Origin of the sequence: Tenacibaculum sp. nBUS_03 (assembly GCF_051201695.1) — a bacterium.
Classification (GTDB): Bacteria; Bacteroidota; Bacteroidia; order Flavobacteriales; family Flavobacteriaceae; genus Polaribacter.
Genome location: NZ_CP179214.1, coordinates 256,608 through 274,795, shown reverse-complemented (window position 1 = coordinate 274,795; position 18,188 = coordinate 256,608). Strand labels below are relative to the sequence as shown.

22 protein-coding genes are annotated in these 18,188 nt (G+C 29.0%); 21 read left to right on the top strand and 1 reads right to left on the bottom strand.

The genetic code is table 11. The features are described from left to right. The 10 genes from ACMFBB_RS01225 to ACMFBB_RS01180 all read left to right on the top strand — a co-directional run bounded on the left by ACMFBB_RS01225 (position 1) and on the right by ACMFBB_RS01180 (position 7,682). Positions 1–666, top strand: a complete 666-nt coding sequence (locus ACMFBB_RS01225) for a hypothetical protein (RefSeq protein WP_435262657.1) — start codon at positions 1–3, stop codon at positions 664–666. Positions 667–902: 236 nt separating this feature from the next. Beyond that, positions 903–1,742, top strand: coding sequence for a hypothetical protein (locus ACMFBB_RS01220; protein ID WP_435262656.1), 840 nt, complete (start codon positions 903–905; stop codon positions 1,740–1,742). Between the two features lie 1,007 nt (positions 1,743–2,749). Next, the gene (locus ACMFBB_RS01215) at positions 2,750–3,184 is read left to right on the top strand and encodes an SMI1/KNR4 family protein (RefSeq protein WP_435262655.1); all 435 of its coding nucleotides are present in this window, start codon (positions 2,750–2,752) and stop codon (positions 3,182–3,184) included. 210 nt (positions 3,185–3,394) lie between these two features. Continuing rightward, entirely contained in the window at positions 3,395–3,841 is a 447-nt protein-coding gene (locus ACMFBB_RS01210; RefSeq protein ID WP_435262654.1) for a hypothetical protein, read from the top strand. Between the two features lie 118 nt (positions 3,842–3,959). Further along, on the top strand, positions 3,960–4,658 hold the full coding sequence (locus tag ACMFBB_RS01205; protein ID WP_435262653.1) for a hypothetical protein: 699 nt from the start codon (positions 3,960–3,962) through the stop codon (positions 4,656–4,658). A 7-nt stretch (positions 4,659–4,665) separates the two neighbouring features. Next, the gene (locus ACMFBB_RS01200; RefSeq protein WP_435262652.1) at positions 4,666–5,220 is read left to right on the top strand and encodes a hypothetical protein; all 555 of its coding nucleotides are present in this window, start codon (positions 4,666–4,668) and stop codon (positions 5,218–5,220) included. Between the two features lie 287 nt (positions 5,221–5,507). Next, positions 5,508–6,029: a hypothetical protein gene (locus ACMFBB_RS01195; RefSeq protein WP_435262651.1), complete on the top strand. Its 522-nt coding sequence runs from the start codon at positions 5,508–5,510 to the stop codon at positions 6,027–6,029. A gap of 77 nt (positions 6,030–6,106) precedes the next feature. Beyond that, positions 6,107–6,535: a hypothetical protein gene (locus ACMFBB_RS01190; protein ID WP_435262650.1), complete on the top strand. Its 429-nt coding sequence runs from the start codon at positions 6,107–6,109 to the stop codon at positions 6,533–6,535. 88 nt (positions 6,536–6,623) lie between these two features. Then, positions 6,624–7,079 (top strand): hypothetical protein, encoded by a 456-nt coding sequence (locus tag ACMFBB_RS01185; RefSeq protein ID WP_435262649.1) that lies wholly within the window; start codon positions 6,624–6,626, stop codon positions 7,077–7,079. 57 nt (positions 7,080–7,136) lie between these two features. Next, positions 7,137–7,682, top strand: coding sequence for a hypothetical protein (locus tag ACMFBB_RS01180; RefSeq protein ID WP_435262648.1), 546 nt, complete (start codon positions 7,137–7,139; stop codon positions 7,680–7,682). A 23-nt stretch (positions 7,683–7,705) separates the two neighbouring features. Here ACMFBB_RS01180 and ACMFBB_RS01175 read toward each other — a convergent pair whose 3' ends face one another. After that, positions 7,706–8,677 (bottom strand): IS110 family transposase, encoded by a 972-nt coding sequence (locus ACMFBB_RS01175; protein ID WP_435262647.1) that lies wholly within the window; start codon positions 8,675–8,677, stop codon positions 7,706–7,708. Positions 8,678–9,026: 349 nt separating this feature from the next. Here ACMFBB_RS01175 and ACMFBB_RS01170 point away from each other — a divergent pair, with 349 nt between their 5' ends. The 11 genes from ACMFBB_RS01170 to ACMFBB_RS01120 all read left to right on the top strand — a co-directional run bounded on the left by ACMFBB_RS01170 (position 9,027) and on the right by ACMFBB_RS01120 (position 18,113). After that, entirely contained in the window at positions 9,027–9,518 is a 492-nt protein-coding gene (locus ACMFBB_RS01170) for a hypothetical protein (RefSeq protein ID WP_435262646.1), read from the top strand. Between the two features lie 5 nt (positions 9,519–9,523). Further along, a complete protein-coding gene (locus tag ACMFBB_RS01165) occupies positions 9,524–9,862 on the top strand; it encodes a hypothetical protein (RefSeq protein ID WP_435262645.1) in 339 nt (112 codons plus the stop codon). Positions 9,863–9,989: 127 nt separating this feature from the next. Continuing rightward, on the top strand, positions 9,990–10,838 hold the full coding sequence (locus ACMFBB_RS01160; protein ID WP_435262644.1) for a hypothetical protein: 849 nt from the start codon (positions 9,990–9,992) through the stop codon (positions 10,836–10,838). Positions 10,839–10,994: 156 nt separating this feature from the next. Further along, entirely contained in the window at positions 10,995–11,909 is a 915-nt protein-coding gene (locus tag ACMFBB_RS01155; RefSeq protein ID WP_435262643.1) for a hypothetical protein, read from the top strand. Between the two features lie 326 nt (positions 11,910–12,235). Then, positions 12,236–12,661 carry a hypothetical protein gene (locus ACMFBB_RS01150; protein ID WP_435262642.1) on the top strand — a complete coding sequence of 142 codons (426 nt, stop codon included), beginning with the start codon at positions 12,236–12,238 and terminating at the stop codon, positions 12,659–12,661. 78 nt (positions 12,662–12,739) lie between these two features. Then, positions 12,740–13,117 (top strand): SMI1/KNR4 family protein, encoded by a 378-nt coding sequence (locus ACMFBB_RS01145; protein WP_435262641.1) that lies wholly within the window; start codon positions 12,740–12,742, stop codon positions 13,115–13,117. 207 nt (positions 13,118–13,324) lie between these two features. After that, the gene (locus ACMFBB_RS01140; protein WP_435262640.1) at positions 13,325–13,903 is read left to right on the top strand and encodes a DUF3592 domain-containing protein; all 579 of its coding nucleotides are present in this window, start codon (positions 13,325–13,327) and stop codon (positions 13,901–13,903) included. A 317-nt stretch (positions 13,904–14,220) separates the two neighbouring features. Then, a complete protein-coding gene (locus ACMFBB_RS01135) occupies positions 14,221–15,336 on the top strand; it encodes a T9SS type A sorting domain-containing protein (RefSeq protein WP_435262639.1) in 1,116 nt (371 codons plus the stop codon). 442 nt (positions 15,337–15,778) lie between these two features. After that, a complete protein-coding gene (locus ACMFBB_RS01130; protein WP_435262638.1) occupies positions 15,779–16,231 on the top strand; it encodes a lipocalin family protein in 453 nt (150 codons plus the stop codon). A 99-nt stretch (positions 16,232–16,330) separates the two neighbouring features. Further along, a complete protein-coding gene (locus ACMFBB_RS01125) occupies positions 16,331–17,305 on the top strand; it encodes a hypothetical protein (protein WP_435262637.1) in 975 nt (324 codons plus the stop codon). Between the two features lie 235 nt (positions 17,306–17,540). Further along, the gene (locus ACMFBB_RS01120) at positions 17,541–18,113 is read left to right on the top strand and encodes a hypothetical protein (RefSeq protein WP_435262636.1); all 573 of its coding nucleotides are present in this window, start codon (positions 17,541–17,543) and stop codon (positions 18,111–18,113) included. Positions 18,114–18,188 lie beyond the last annotated feature (75 nt).

Below are 18,188 nucleotides of genomic sequence, written 5' to 3'. Positions count from 1 at the left end.
ATGAGCAAAATTGACAAAATTGGAATAGGATTAATGGTTATTGGATTTTTAATTCCATTTTTTGTTCTTTTTGGATTTATAATTGGATTTCCGATTTATATTGTTGGTGCGATTTTACTTCTATTTGGAAAACTAAAAATTAAACATAAATTACTTTGGATTTTAGTTCCTTTAATTTTGTTTTATCCTTCATATAATCTAGCATCTTCAATCTCTTTATACTATTCTGACAAACAAAAAGTAGATTTAATTTTACCATCAGATTTTAGTGGAAAAGTTATTATAATAGATAATATTGATTTTGGACAGAGCTTTGAGAAAAAACATAAACGTGAACAAATTATCTTTGATAAAAACGGAATTGCTTTTTATCCCAAAAAATTGGAATTGGACAAATCCAATTATCGAGTATATTTAAAAGATGTAAACGGAAAATTAAGGCAAATAAATTGGTTCTATAAAAGTTCGGAGAAAATCACTATAAATGAATATGGAGAAAGTATTTTTGAAATAAAAACTGATTCTACTAGAAAATATATTCTTTATAATTATTTAGCAATTGGAAATGAGTCTATTAAACATACTGAATCAAAAGAAAAATGCAAACTAATTGAATTAATTAAAAAAGGTGAATTAAAAACTGTGTACAACAAAATGTATAATTAATTGCTTACGGATTTGCTCCTTCGGACAAATCTCGCAGACAATTAATTTCATATATTTTAATTATTTTTACACTAAAATTGCGCAACCAATCATACACAAATACGTTGTAAGTAATTCCTTACATTTGGAACCGATTAATTCCTTAAGCTAACGGAGGAAATTTTGAGGATGTTTTAAGAACAAAATTTGACATTAGTCGATATTTAAACAAAATTAGGACTAGTAAATATTAAAATATGATGAAGAAAATATTATTCATAACTTTCATTTTTATGATTTCTTGCCAAAAAAAAGTTGATGACAAAAAAATATTTCAGAATAAAATAAATGAATTACAAGCATTACTAGACACTCAAAAAGATTCAATGAGTATCATAAATTCGGAATTAACGTCTGAATTGGATATACTTAAAACAAAATTGGAAAACTTTGAACAATTAATAGAGTTTTCATTAAATAAGAAATCTATTTTCGAACATATAATGTATCAAATAGAGAACCCAAGCCCTTATGATGATGAAAGCGTTCAGCGCAATTTTCATAATTCAGTAGATGAAGGATTTTCATTCCCTAGGAAAAATTATGAGATAGCCGATTTCTCTTCTGTAGACAAAGATTCTTATTCAAAATATATTTTAAGTCGATTTGACAGGTCTTCAAAAAACATTGAACTATTCTTTAATTCAAAAATTAAAAATTTAATTTTTTCTTATTTTAAAAACAAACACCTATTCTATAAAAATAGTGGCTTAAAATTATATGTCAAGTGTTTGATTTTATCTTATGAAGAAAGTTCAAATAATCAAGATGGTTTTAACGAATTATATAAATTATCACAAAAAAATGATTCTTCTCTTGATGGTGGTAAACACGTTAATTTTGCTAATACAATGGTAACTGATAAATTAAAAGAACTCTTTGTGAAAGAAAATATAAATACATCAAATAAAGAAATATATTACGAATGGGAAAGGTTTGTTTTTCACGTTTATTCATTTTGGGCAAGAAGAATAAATGAAAATAATGAACAAATTGTTTATCAATTATTAAAGGAATTTAATGAGAAAATTGAATGAAGTCGAGTAGGTAAAGGGGAGTCTCACCCCTAAACCTCTCACAGAACCGTACGTGATAGTCTCCCATCATACGGCTCTTCAAGACCGAAGCACCTAAATATCCCTCGATGCTTCGCTGATTTAACCAAATCTTCCTCCGTAGAGTTGTGAATTAAACCATTATTGGTCTTGCTAACCCCTTCGCTACGTCTAATTTTCAAAAGACATCTCTTAGATACAAATCGCTACTACGAGTTAGTCCGCCTCTCCTTATGCGTATTGGTACTCTTTGCTTGCCCTTCGGGATTATGCCGTTCTTCCTTAATACCACAAAAGAAGTTTCTCCTGTTCCATAATTGAGCTGTAAGTAAAGCTCCTGTCCTCTTTATGCCGATTGCCACTTGACCAGTAAAATAGGTTACACCTGTCAAGTTCTATCTCGCAAGACCGCCCATCCCTCAATTTTGACAATACTAAAGTTGTTTACGACACTTCTACAAGGGTTCAATCTCATCACTTTCAGCTTCTTTACTCCCACCATAGCTATATACTTACCATACAAACGGCAGTAGCGCCTTTAACCTTATCGCTCAAGACCAACCTGTGAAAGGCAAGCCCCATAAGGCGGTTTGACTGACTGCCTATACTCCCCAGCCGAGAGACCAATACTCACCATTTCCTTTCGTGCTTCCTCCCAAAACAAATGCTAGGGTCGTTTCTGGAAATTTGTGAGATTCTCATCTCAATTACAGTTATGTTACTTGTTTTGTCAATGAACTTATCATATCTTGTATCCCCAAGTAACGCAGGACAAACAACTACTTACAACACGGTGTATAAAACATAGCTAATAAGTGCTTAACTGAAGGATTTGTGTACATTTAGAAATTCCGCCAAATTTTTAATTTGGGTTCTAAAAAGAGAAAATGAAAAACAAAATAAAAAAATTCGGCTCTGTGTTAATTCGAAAAGTTAGTGTCTTTTTGCGAGCTACGTTCCATACACAAGTCCGTTAGCAAACATTAAAAATGACCATCCAACAAAATATTGATAATTGTAGATTTAATGGAAAAATTGACTCAGATGTAATTGATAATATTGAAAAATTACTTGGAATAAATCTTCCGAGAAATTATCGTGACTTTATTGAAATTTATGGTTCCGGAAATATAAATGGATTTGATTTCTTTGGTGCATATCCAAACGTAGACTATCAGAATGGAGCTGTTCTAAATATCTTATGGAGAAATATGGACGACAGAAATAATTATGGTTTAAATCCTAAACTTCTTTTAATTGGAGATGCGACCTGTGGAGACTATTTCTGTATGGATACAGAAAATTTAAATTCTCCAATTTATTTATGGAATACATCCTTAGGTAATGAGAAAATTAGCGATTTAGAAATCATTGCTACGGATTTTAATAATCTTATTGAAAAAATATTTAAAGAACAATTATAAAAAACGTTTGCTAACAAAGTGTAAAAATAATTGATTAGTTCTATCCTACTAGGAAAGTCCTGCGGTTTATCCTCTGGTTCTTGGTATTTTTATTAAGTTTGTTATTAATCACTCAACTATATTTACACAAAACGTTAGCAACAATAAAATTGAAGAATGACATTTAATATTTCAAACTCCGCTTTTCGGCGTGCTTTTATTCTCTTGATTATGCTATCCATCTTAAGCTGTAGGAACCTCAAAGAAAACAACTCAGAGTCTTTAAAATGGATGTCAGAAACTACTGGAATCCAAATACCAGATAGTATTGAAAATAAAGAGTTTTATAACAATCACGAATGGGGAATGATTTTGAAATTTCGAACTTCTAAAAAAATTTTTGAAAAATTTTGTAAAGCAAATAATATGTCGCGGCTACATTTAGATGACCTTGAAATGCGACTTTTAAATGATATTGAAAAAATATCGCTTGATGAAAAATTAATCAAATTCCCTTCAAACTATCTAATATTTACAGATTGTAAAACAGGTAATTCCTGGACATTGCTAGCTCATAAAAACAGCAGGACAATTTGGCTCGAGGTATTATATCCAGACAATAATGGAGATATAACTCTTTGCAGGAAAAAATCAGTTGCTAACAAAATGTATAATTAATTGCTGAGTTTGGGCTATTTTAGAAAGTGCTTTCCAAAATCCAAGGTCAATAATTTTTATTTATTTTTGGTGAAAAATTTGCAACTAACCATACACAGAACGTTAGCTTTCATATAAAATGGATATTCAAAATCAAATATTAGAATTTGCTAAAAAATATTCTCTGAAGGAGAAGGCTTTAGCCTCTATAGATGAAGTAATGGATTCATGCATTGAATCCGATAATGAAATCGGTATAGATTTCTTGGAAGGTAATAATAGAGAAGACTTGATTTATGAATTTGGAAGATTTGAATTTCAAGTTGACCAAAATGACAATTGTAAAATTGTAACAAAGATTAAAATCTACTCCAAAAAGCTTTATGGACCGAACTATGATGTTCCTGTTGGGTACTATGAAGAATGGACTGATTTAGAGGGAGAGCATTTGGACGAATTTTTGATTTTTGACTGGACGCCAGTAAATCTGAATATTGATTATCATATTGAGCGAATAAACAAAACTGTTCCTCAAAGATATTTTCGAAGAAATATTCCCGAGTATGAATTTGCGACATACGTCAATCACGCAATATCCTTATTTCAGGGAAAGCAATTTGATGGCACAATAGTATTTCTAAAAAGATGTCTAGACTATTTAGAAAAAGATATAAATAAGGAAATAGAAGAAGAATATTTAAGCGAATGTCTAGAACTGTTTCAAAGGGTTTATCATTACGTGAAAAATGACAACTTGGTATATTCTGAAAAACTAGATGATTTTAGAATAAGCGAAAGAATAAAAAACGAAAAGCTAACAATGGCTAAAAAATCATAGCTGCCCTATGGGACAGCAACGCTTTTTAGCCGGAACGTTGTGTGTAATATTAGAAATGGAAAAATTAAAAGAACTTATCGAATTAATTTCAAAGCATTCAAATTGTAAAATTCTTAAACCGAATGCAGAAATAATTATCGACAGAAAAATTCCAAATGATTTAGATTTATTTTTTAGACTAACTAATGGAGTTAGTTTATTTGAAAGGGAAGCTTTTGGAGTAAAAATAGTTGGAAAAGAGGAATTTATTTCCACTAACAAATATCTTTATCCAGAAGATGATGTAATTTGGGAAGAACTTGAAGAAGATATAACGAATGAATGGTTTTTAATTGCAAAAAGTCCAGAATTAGCCCAATATATTAGTATTGACTTGACAGACCAAAATTTTGGAAAATGTTACGATAGTTATTTATCAACTCACGGTGAGGAAAGAATGTCTGAAATCGTAGCAAACAGTTTTACGGAGTTACTTTGGAACTTATACAACAGCAGAGGAAAAGGAGAAACTTGGTATTGGAATGAAAGAGATTTTGAGAAAATTGGAGATGCTTTCGATTAAAAAATCACTACACACAACAAAATGTATAATTAATTGCTGACTATAGGTGACTTTAGAAAGTATTCGCTGAAACTGAACATCAATAATTTTTAGCTACATTTGGAAAAAAAATCGCAACTAATCATACACAAAACGTTGTGTTCTATGAAAAAATCCATAGCTAATGAAAAAAAACTTTAATTTTATTACTAAAAATTTGTTTTTATTCTTTTTCTCAAAAATCTGAATATATAAAAATTGATAATTTAGAAATTAAGAAAAATTTCCAAATAATAGATACATTTTCAATGACTGAGGAGTCAAAATTTTATTGGAATAAGGCCAGTGAAGCAACTAGAAAAATAACAAAAAAAATAATAGAAAAACAAAAAGCAATGGTCAAAGCCGATACTTTGTTTTTTACTAATATTTATTATTTAGGAAAGAAAAACAAGATTGAACTAAAACCATTAAATGTACATTTTGTTAATAAAAATTTTCCTTTTAAATATGAAACCCAATCCTTATTCGGAAATGACAGTATTTTTAAGAAGTTTTTAGGATATACTAATAGATTTATAGGGAAAAGAGAATTCATCCTATTTTTTAAAGAAAAAAAGAGGTATGCTTTGATTGAACTTGATACAAATTACTCCGAGATATATTTGGATGTTGAAAACATAAAGACCAAAGATGATTTGTTTAAAAAAGTGAATAAACACGAAACTAAAATCAATTTAGATTACAAAAATGACAAAATTGAGGTAATAACTTCTCCTGAAGAAAAGATTATCATAGACCATAGAATACCAGAATTAAAACTGAACTGAAACCACTAAACACAACACCACCTAAACTGCATTAAAACGCAGTTTAGCCAAAACGTTGTAGCTAATTAAAACTGATTATGAAATACAATATAACTTTATTTTTACTTTTTGTTAATTTAATATGTTTTTCTCAAAGCATTAAAGAGACTGAGTTAATAGGAAAGTGGCGAGTTGAAAAAATTGTTGGTAATATTCCCAAAATGCCCAAAAAAAATCAGCAACAAAAGATGGACGTATTGATTAAAGCATTTAAAAACTCAACTTTTGAGTTTAAGAGTAATCATATCTTTAATTTAAATATTGATTTCCCTGAATTGAGGAACATGATGAATAATACTCATTGGAAATTCAAAAGCGAATCATACATAATGATTCAGGAAATAAAATATAAAGACAAGGATAAGGATAAATACGAATTAATGGGAATAAAAGTTTTAAGAAAAGAAGGAGGAGTATTTTTTACTATGACCGAATCTCCATTTGTTCTTAAAATGAAGAAAAACTAGCTACAACACCACCTAAACTGCATTAAAACGCAGCTTAGCCAAAACGTTGTAGTGCATTAAAAATAAGATGCTAAGAAGATTATAATAGATGAGAACTTATCCAGAAAACACTGAAGAACTAGAAAAAAAACACAGTTTTAGTTTTCCTTTAGATAACAAAAAGTTAGAGCTTATTCATAATAATGTTATTTTACGTAATGATATTGCATACGTATTTTTCAAATCTAGAATCTTAAATTCACTGAAAATGCAAAATCTATTTGAAAACGAATTATCAAGTGAGTCATTTTTGGACAAAAAATTTAACCAAGCGGACAGACTTAAAATTTATAAAGCAATAAAAAATCAGCTTCCTATGCCAGTTAGTGAGACAAGGAAATTGAGTTTGTATTCTTTGTTTCATTTAAATGAAAAACCAAAAATCGATACTAGAGTATTAACAATTAAAGACTTAATTTTTGATTTAATCAAGCAAAACAGATTAAGTATTAAGAGGAAATTTGAAACATTTTTTAAACATGAACTTGATAATTTAAAATACTAAAACGACACTACAACAATATGCAAAAATGCATTAAAGATTGAAATGAAATAAGACTAAATGAATTATTCAAAACATTGCGATTTATGTGAAAATGAACAAACAAGCTTGAAAAATGGTTTGACTTGTAGTTTAACGAATAGAAAACCTAATTTTAAAAACACTTGCTCAAAAATTAATCTGAATGAAAAATTTCAAGAAAAACTCGAATATCTAAATCTTGAATTAGAAAACAGAAAAAAGGAGAAAAAATCAGTTCACACAAAGTTTTACCTTTTTATAATAATTGGATTTCTTCTAATAACTGGAGGAGTTTATCTCTTTAAATCTACTAAATTGAGTGTTTATGGTTTACAGGTTACTTATATGTTTTTTGGAGGCGGAATTTCCATTTTAGGAATAGCATATAATATATTGAATAAACATAGAAGGAAACTTTATAATGCCGAATATGATAAATATGAAATAGACGAGTTTCTCAAACTATATGGAATAGAGTATGATACAAATATTGATTTTAAAGAAAAAATTCACGGAATTCAAGAGGTAAACGTAGAATTTGAATTTAAAAATTGGACAAAAAAACGCACCACAACAAAGAACTGAGGTAAAAACCAAATAAAACCCCTTTAATTTATAACCAAAGTACTTTTGTACTCTCTATTGAAGGGAACCCCGTTTTTAACAATTGAAAAAGCTTGTTTTAATAGTTTGTTACACACTGCTATTAAAGCAAGTTTTTTACTCTTACCTTTGGCAACAATTCTATCATAAAGTGCTTTACAAGCTTGGTTGTATTTGCAAGCATTAAAACTGCACATAAAAAGTAAATTTCTCAGTTTTGGATTTTCCATTTTACTAATTCTTGGTCGTCCTTTAACACTAGTTCCACTTTGTCTTATTATTGGAGTCAGTCCAGCATAACTACATAACTCTTTAGCACTTTGAAAACGCTGAAATCCATCGGTAAGAACTAGTAACATTAAAGCTGTTTTATTACCTATTCCAGGAATGCTTTTTAGTAAAGTTAATGATTCTTGGTATTCTTTTTTTACATTTTCGAGCAATGCCTTTTCTAAAACCTCAATCTCCTTTTCTAGGTTTTTCAAACTCCTTTTAATAGATCTAACCACGCCTTTTGCCGGAGTACCTAATACTTCTTCTCCATGTATTTTATTTTTTAATTGTGTGCTCTGTTTACTGTAAATACTGAGCATACGAGTTACTTGTAAGTTTTCTTGTTGTTTTTTTGATTGCCCAGTCCACAGTTTAGGTTCGCAATCTTTTGCATATTGCTGAATCATTTTTGCATCACTCTTATCAGTTTTTATTTTCGATAGATTCATTTGGATATAGCGCTTAATTTTCAAAGGATTAACCACACAAACTCCGATACCTGCTTCAAGTAAAAAATATGCTAAACGACTATGGTAATACCCTGTGGCTTCCATAACGCAAGTGGAATTTGTAGCTAATAATTTTAAAAACTTTTTAAAGCCTGAACTGCTATTGGTAAACTGATAATGGGCTTTGTTATTGTCGCATACATCAAAGACGTCTTTACTAATGTCTATTCCTAAATATTTTATATCTTTATTCATAAGAAAAAAGGATTGTAAAGAGCCACTCTATTGTGAATTCAACAACTTGAAATCGAAGTCTAAAGCTTCATAGAACTGAACGAATTTAACATAGAAAAGAGTAGGGATTATCAATGTTGACGAGATCATAGTCTCTGTGTATAACATAACCTTATTCCACTCTTTGGTTCTTTATGATTAAATAACTAATTTAATAAAATGCTAACTTAAGATGTATAAAAATAATAGCCTTGACAGCTGTAAATTCAATGGATGTAGCCCGCTTCAACTTTCTTGTAACTTTACAGGAAAGTGACTAGCAATCGGCTACTATTCTTATACTAACCGTTGTAGGTAATTTAAATGAACTGTGATAATACGAAAGGAAATAAAAGACGACAATGAACTTTACCTGTACTTCAATGGAAAATTGATTTACAAAAGATGGCTTAATTTAGGCTACGGAAAAGTTTTTGACACTCACGCTTTCGGAAAATATACTGATTATAGCATTACTGATTTTGACCTTGACGAAACACCTGAATTGATTCACGTTAAAGCAAAATTAAAAATCATTTCGACAGAAAATGGTGGAAGAAAAACTGGGATAAAAAGTGGATACAGACCAAACCACGTTTTTGAATACCAAACTAATGGACAATTCAAATATGCATATATGGGAGATATTCAATTTGACCAGAATGAATGGATTATGCCTGGAGAAACTAAAGAAGTTTTAGTCCGATTTTTATCGAGACAACCGATTGATGAATATATGGATATCGGAAGAAAATGGTGGATTCACGAAGGACCAAATAAAATTGGAGAAGCAGAGATTATTAAAGTTGAATTCCCAAAATAAAAAGTATGAATTTATTCTGGAAAGATATTGAAATCGGAGAATTGACGGAAACAAACTGGGACATGCGAAGCTCAGGTAATATCCGATTCAAATTCAATTATGACGGAAAAACAAATAATACACATCTCTCAAATTTTATTAAACATTCAATTGAATCAAGTAAGTATCTAGAGAATGGTGATGAGGAAAACTATAATAAAATGTGTAACGAAGAATCCAAATTCCTTGATTTGATTAATAGTTCGGAATGGCGACTAAAAAACGAGAAAGAGGAAATAGTTAAAATTCTATGCCCAATATTTCACGAGAATAATGAAATTACGTGGCAAAGAGATTATGAATAACAATAAAAACTACCTACAACAATTTGTATAGTGCATATGCACCCTGCGGGATGCAAACGCAACATACAAGAGACGTTATAAGCCATAAAAGAAAACAAATTAAAAACAATTATAAATTTAAATTATTATGAAAACAACAATTAAAATTGCTGTCATTGCTATGATGGGAATGAGTTTGGGTATCAATGCGCAACAGTTTGAGGAAAATGCAAATGAATTAAAAACTACAAAAGAGATCATTTCACCAGTAATTTGGATAGGTAATGAGTTAAGAGTAGCCAATACGTTTGTGCCCTCAAACCCAGCTATTGGAACTCTTGACAATAGTGGATATGGAATCAATATTCATAAAACTAACGGAATTGGATTTGCTTTTAATGGAGTACACAAAACGATAATAAAGCCAAGTGGAGAGATTATTTCTCCAGTGATGTTATTAGATAATGAATTAAGAGTAGCCAATACGTTTGTAACCTCAGACCCAGCTATTGGAACTCTTGACAATAGTGGGTATGGAATCAATATTCATAAAACTAACGGAATTGGATTTGCTTTTAATGGAACTCATAAGATATTATTCAGACCTAATGGAAATACTGCTATTAAAGGAAAATTAGAGGCAACAGAAATAAAAGTAACAACTTCACCAACAGCTGATTTTGTTTTTGAAGCGGATTATGATTTACCAACCTTAAAATCAATTGAAAAGCATATTAAAGAAAAAAAGCATTTACCTGAAATTGCATCCGCAAAAGAAATGGAGAAAAATGGAGTTAACGTTGGAGATTTTCAAATTCAGTTACTTCAAAAAATAGAGGAATTGACTTTATACACTATCGAACAGGAGAAAAAATTAGTTATTCAGCAAAAAGAGATTGAAGAACTGAAAAAACAAAATTCTAAAGTCGAAGAACAAGAAAAGAAAATCGAAAGACTTGAATTTTTAGTTCAGAAATTATTAAAAGATAGAAACTAAGCGTAACGGCTTATAACACTGTATATAAAAAATAGCAGTTTAAGTATAAAATTAAAGTACGTTCTTTTCTGCTATTTTTGTATTTAAATTGAAAAATACAGCATTTTATTCTGCTACTTTTCATATACAAATACGTTGTACACAATTAAAAAATAGATGAAAAACTTAGTAATAATAATCACCTTTTTAACTTTTAACTTAAACTCATTTAGTCAGCTAAAATTAGATATTGGACTGACTCAACTTGGAAAAGAGGATATTTGCCAAATAACCAGAGTAAGTCACGACAGCTGGGTTGATTGGTCAATAAATGATGATTATATCGTTTATATATCACCTCAATCTGGTAATAACAACTTATACAGAATTAAAATTGCTGACCTTGAATTGACAAAGGTTCAAAGTGGCTTTTATGCGGCTTCATATCTACTTGACTCTTTAGCTAAAAATCCAACAGAACAGATAACTTTTGAAACAGAAAGGACAGTTGAATGTCCAGTAATTGTTCCTAATAGCAATAAAGTTGCCTATCGTTCTTACTTCTGTAATGAGTCATATGAGTGCTTAGATTTTGACCTAAGAATTTATGATTTCAAGACAAAAGAATCAAAAACCATCTTTAAAGAAGAAATGTATCTATTTGACTTTATTGATAGCGAAAGACTTTTGTTTGTGCCTCATAACAATGACTCAATTATAAAAGAGTTAAATATTAAAACTGGAAAAACAAGCACGTTTAAAACATTCGATTTTAAAGTAACTGCACTTCAAATTGATTCGGGGAAATTGTTGATTAACTCTTCAAATGGTATATATTCAATTGACCTTATCAAAAAGGATTTAGAAAAGAAATACTCTGGAAAAATATTCGCAACAAGACTAACAATAGTTGACCAGAAATTAGTTGCAACACTACCAGGACCTGCTTCGGGTATTATAGACCTAAATACGAATACCGAAACAAAACTGTTTAATGCTTATGACTATGAACCAACCTTATCAAATGACAACAAATTTGTTGCGGTAATTAGTGAAAGAGCTTTAGGGATATTAATTAAAAGAATAAAATAAAAGTGTACAACAAATAATTAATTTAATAAAATGCTAACTTAAGTGGTGTATAAGTATAACGACTTAAGTTTAAATTCTAACCTTTTTCATTTAAATAAGGTATATTGTATGTTGAAAACCACCTACAAAAAAACCGTTACTCCCCATACACAAACCGTTAGTGGCAATACACAGAAACATGATATGACAAAAAAAGCCTAGATAAATTAAATCAGCAAATATTTAACGAAACAGACGGAAATAAGTTTTCTAAACTAATAAAAAAGCTATTAAAAAAGTATTCATCATCAGACAGAGAATATGTTTTGAATATCTTAACGGAATACGTGAAAAATGGACAAATTCTACATTGGCGGAATTTTTTACTTTCAGACATAGTTGAACTAGTAAATGAAGATGAATCAAAACATAATATTTTTTTTGAGTGGTGTGTAACTCAGCCAAAATTAACTTATTGGGGAACTGATGGACTAATAAAAACTAAAGGAAAAAAATCTTTTTCTACTTTAATTGAACTTGCAAAAGATGATAACCTTGAGACAGAAACACGTGCGAAATCAATCAAGAGTATTTCAATCTATAGTAAACAATCTTTTGACAGAGGTTTACCCAAAGACCCAGGATATTGGAAATTAGAGGACTTGAGAATAGAAGAAGTCAAAAACTGGTACAAAAATGGTCATCAAGATGGAAAAGGTTATTCTGAACCGATAACACATTTTTCGCTAGAAAACCCAAAAACAGAACTTTAAATAATTGTCTCTAAACTTAATCAAAAACTTGAAATAGAACGAAGTAAAAATCAAGATTTATCTAATCCAACTAATTGGTTGGTTATTGCAAACGAAACCGATATTTTAAATGTAGTGAAAAAATGGAAATTACCTAAAAATTATTTGTTGTTTCTTAAAAACTTTTCGCCTTTAAATGTATATTTTCAAGGTCTGAATTTATATGGAGCATCCGAATTAATAAAAAGACAAGAAGGATATTCATTTAATCCTATAACTAATCAAACAATTGACGAATGGCCAAAGAATTTTGTTGTAATTGCTGATTCAGGTTCAGACCCTTATTGTATTGACGTTAATAATGTAAACGAAAATGATGTACCTGTTTACTTAAGTGTTCACGGAACGGGAGAATGGAAATTTGAATTATACTCAGAGAGCTTTCTGAAATTTTTGAAAGAAATTACAAGGAATTAACACTGCCACCAATAACATATTTAACTCATTGTTTTTCAGTTATTAACACTAACATAAGGCATGTTTGGAAAGTCTCCAAATTTTTAAATTTGACGATTTACAACAAAAAGATAAATAGTAAAATTTAAAAATATGGCTTGTGGCTCAACCGAAAAATAATCACTAATTTGCATGCAACGAGCCATATACCAAACGTTGTACATAAATATGAAAATAAACCTTGAAAATTGGAATTTAGATACCACTCCAACTGTATTTATTTGTATATTTCTCCCTTTATCCTTATACTTCTCATATTGGTTGTTCATATCTGGACTTATAGGCGCAATAAGAATGATAAAAAGCAAAAAATGGAAACCAACAGTAGGGAAAATTATTAATTCAGAAATTAGATTTATGAAATTTGGAGGTGATTCGGAAAATTCTGTAAGTTTTAAATTTATTCTAAAAAAAACCTACTCATATAACGTTGAGGGAAAAAGTTATGAGTCGAATCAAACTCTAGCATCTGACTCGTTGTATCAGAAACAATTCAAACCAATGTCTAAGTTTCCTAAACGATATGGCGACTACGAAACAGACCCTGATTATTTGGAAGCTGAAAAAAATATAAAACTATTAATTGGAAAACCTATTACTGTTTATTTTAATCCCAATAAACCCAAAATTGCTTGCTTAGAAAAAAGATTTGAAAAAGAGATATTTTTACCGATTTTTATGGGGTTTATATTTAGTGGTGGACTGACTTATCTAACATATTATTTGCTAAAGGTTATAATTGAATAGCACTATTACTAATAATATATAAGAAAACATAAGGCTTTTGTGGTTTAATTCAAAGATCTGCATTTATTTATAAAGTAGCCAATTATAAAATTTGGCATTTTCAATAAAAAAGATAAAAGCAAAATATTATATTTGGCTTAGTATCAACCCGAAACGTATCGCCTATCATCTGTCCTACGTTTCTTATACTAGACAGTTCTGTAGCATTTGTCTACTTTTAATATAATAAAAATGAACTAGGATATAATTCAACTAAATTAATATGTCCTATTGCACTTAGATTTTTTAACAAAAAGCTGTTTTAAGTCAAAATATTTATGAAAAAAGTAATTACAGTTACAACATTTATTTTAAGTACATTCAATGTCATCTCTCAAATAGCCAACGTTGAAGTAAAGTTTGATTTACCAATAACATTGAGTGAATCATCCGGAGCTATTTTTTTTAATGATAAACTTATTACTCATAATGATTCGGGAAATGACAATAAACTTTATGAATTAGATACGATTTCTGGATTAGTTACAAGAACAGTTACTATTAATAATGCCAACAATATAGATTGGGAGGATCTTTCACAAGATGAAACATCAATATATATTGGCGATATAGGTAACAACAATGGAGATAGATCTGATTTAAAAATTTATAAAATAAATAAAAGCGATTACCTAAGTTCTATAAATGTAACAGCTGAAATTATAAACTTTAACTATTCCGATCAAGTAGTCTTCAACCCCAATCCCAACAACACAGAATGGGATGCTGAAGCCTTAGTTTCTATTGATACGAATAACTTGATTTTGTTTACCAAAAATTGGGTTAATGACAGGACAAAAGCTTACTCAATCCCAAAAGACAGCGGTACATATACTGTAAGCCCTTTACCAACAACTTTAACAAGCGGAGGATTAATAACAGGGGCTACCTATAATCTATCAACAGAAAAAATATACTTAATTGGATATAATTCAATATTACAACCCTTTATTTGGGTTTGTGAAAACTTTACAAATAATGATGTTTTTTCAGGTACTAATACACAAACATTACTTACAAGCTTAGGCTTTGAACAAGCAGAAGCCATAACTTATATTGAAGATAATAGGTATTTTGTTACATCCGAATCATTTAATATCAGCACTATATCTGATAACGGGAAATTAGTTTCATTTACAACAAATGATAATGTTTTATCAGTTAAAGAATTGTCAACTAACGTAGATAGTTTATATCCAAATCCTGTCAAAGATGTGCTTAACATTAATAGCTTGGAATTTTCTTCAATTGAAATTTATGATACTAGGTCTGTAATTGTTTATCAAGGACATAACAAAAAAATAAATATTTCAGAGCTTGATACAGGAGTTTATTTGGTTAAGTTAAACCTAAAAAATAATATGTATATAATCAAGAAAATAATTAAGTATTAATTGAATATTTTATATCCTTATTCATAAGAAAAAAGGATTGTAAAGAGCCACTCTATTGTGAATTCAACAACTTGAAATCGAAGTCTAAAGCTTCATAGAACTGAACGAATTTAACATAGAAAAGAGTAGGGATTATCAATATTAACGAAATCATAGTCTCTACGTGTATCATAACCTTATTCGACTCTTTGGTTCTTTATGATTAAATAACTAATTTAATAAATTGCTAACTTAAGCGGTGTATAAAACATGGCCAATAAGAACTAAATCAAAGGTCTGTATATATTTATAAAGTCCGCCAAATTATTAATTTGGCTTTTAAAAAATGATAAATTAAAAACAAAATATAAAAATTCGGCTCTGTGTTAATCCGAAAAGTTAGTGTCTTTTTGCACGCTACGTTTCATACACAAGACCGTTAGCAACAATAAAATCACAAAAAATGAAAAGAAATATATTTTTGACACTCTTAACAATATTAACAATAAGTTGTTCTGATAGTGAAAGTATACCTGAAAATACTCAAAAAACAACTCAAGAATTATTGATAGGAAAATGGAACCTGAAAGTTGCAATTATAAATAGCGATGGAAGTTATGAAGATTTGAATGATTGTAACAGAAAAAGTTATATGTCAATAAAAACCAGTACAATTGATAACTATGCTTATGTATTTATTGGTAATGAATGTTATGAAGAATTTGATCTAAATACAAATTATAGGGTTGATAATGAAATTATAGAAATAATGAGAGAGAATAATGGATCAACAGAGATAATTTCTCGTACTAAAGTCAATTTTATAAACAATAATTTAATGGAATTATTTAAAGTTCAATCTAACGGTACTGTAAATGAAATTCCTTCTGATATATGGGAAAGAGAAACGGAATAAAATTATCTTACCGTTGCTAACACCACCTAAACTGCATTAAAACGCAGCTTAGCCAAAACGTTGGGCATAATAATACTAAATCGAACACAAAATTAAAAAATGACTATTAAAATTTCTATATTTATCTTTATTTTATCAACTATAAACTCTTGCTCTCAATCTGTTCCTAAAACAATGTTTGATAAAAATGGAGGAATAATTATTAGTTTAAAATTAGAACCGAAAGATTCCAGCTTATTAAAAAAATTAAATTCTAGACTAGAAACTTACGCTAAAATAAAATCATTAGAACTTAACACTTCAGAGAACAAAAACATTTTTATATTTAAATTACCTTTTGTTATAAAAAATAACGAATTGGATCAATTACTATTTACTAAAGGAGAAATAAATATTCTTGATGAAGCTAACTACTTCAAAAAAGATTTTATTGAAAGATTCTTTTTGGATAACGGTTTTATGGGACCTCAAATTAATATTAAATTTAAGAATAACGAGCAATTAAAAATACTCTCAACACAAAATTTGAATAAAAGTTTTGATATTTTAATTGATAGTACTTTAGTATCAAACGCTAGATTTACAACTCCTTTCACTAATGGAACTCTTCCTTTTCAAAGTAAAAAAAACAATACTGAAACTCTATATTCCATAATTAAAACCCCATATCAAGAACCTTTTATAGTAAAGGAAGTAAAGAAAAATATTTTTCTTAAAGCTGGCAAGCGAATAATAAAATTGTCTCCTATATTATATGACAATTACAATAATATAAGAAAATTAACAAAACCACACACAAGCATTTTTTATAATGTAAGCGATAGAACTCTTTCTCAGAGTGATAAGTATTATTCAGAACAACAATTGGATGGCATAATTAATAATTCATTCGGCGATTTTATAGCTGAATATCAGTTTAAAAATGTTTTAGAATTAAAACGTTTTTTTTTAGAAATTCAAACGAAATTTGAAAAGTATAAAAATCAATTTGATAAGTCAAAACAAAAAGAAATCGAACTTTTAATTCAATCAATATCTATATTTATTAATAATAAAATATTTGAATCAAGTTAACTATGCCCAACAATGACTATAATTAATTCGGGTTTTGGTTCTTAATCCAAATGTAAGTCTATTTAGTGGAGTTCGCCAAATCAAAAGATTTGGCTTTAAAAATGAAAAAAAACATAATAAAAAGTTTTGACTAAGTGCTTAATCGGAAATTCATTACTTTTAATTCCTGAACTAACCATAGCCTAACCGTTATACTCCATGAAAACAAAATGAAAATAAACCAATTTGAAATTAAATGCCGAAAGAATTACTTGACGATCAAATTAACCAAATAGCGAAAAAAACTGGCTGCTTATTATCAAGGCAGCAAGGCAAATTCAATTTGACTTTTGATATACGAAACCTAAATTTTTCAAAATATAGACTCGAAAGAGATAATACGTATTTTGAATTAGTTGCGACTTGTGAACTTTTAGAAGGAACATCTGATAGACCTTCATATTTTTCAGGTAACACGGCAATACAAAATAGATACTCTATATTCTGTAATTCTAAATCACAAAACTCAATTCCATCTTTTTCAATATATGAAAGTGGTTTTATCGGAAAAGTATTCGGAAAAAAAGCAATAAATATAAAATGTAGAGATAATAATTTCAGGAATTATATAGATGGTTTGTCAGAAATATCGCTGCTTAAAGAGAAAATAAATAAATCTGCAGAAATATCGCCTGCAATTAATTATAGAATAACTGAAGAGCAAAGTGAATTAACAATGTTGTTTCAATCTTTTACGATTGAACTTGAATTACTTGAAGCATTGATTCATTTTGCAATTAAAATAAACACGGAGTATAACAAGGTGTAAAAATGCATTTTACATTAACCGTTACCATATGATAGTGCTGAATGAAATTTGAGATTACTTAAAAGCTCAAGAAAG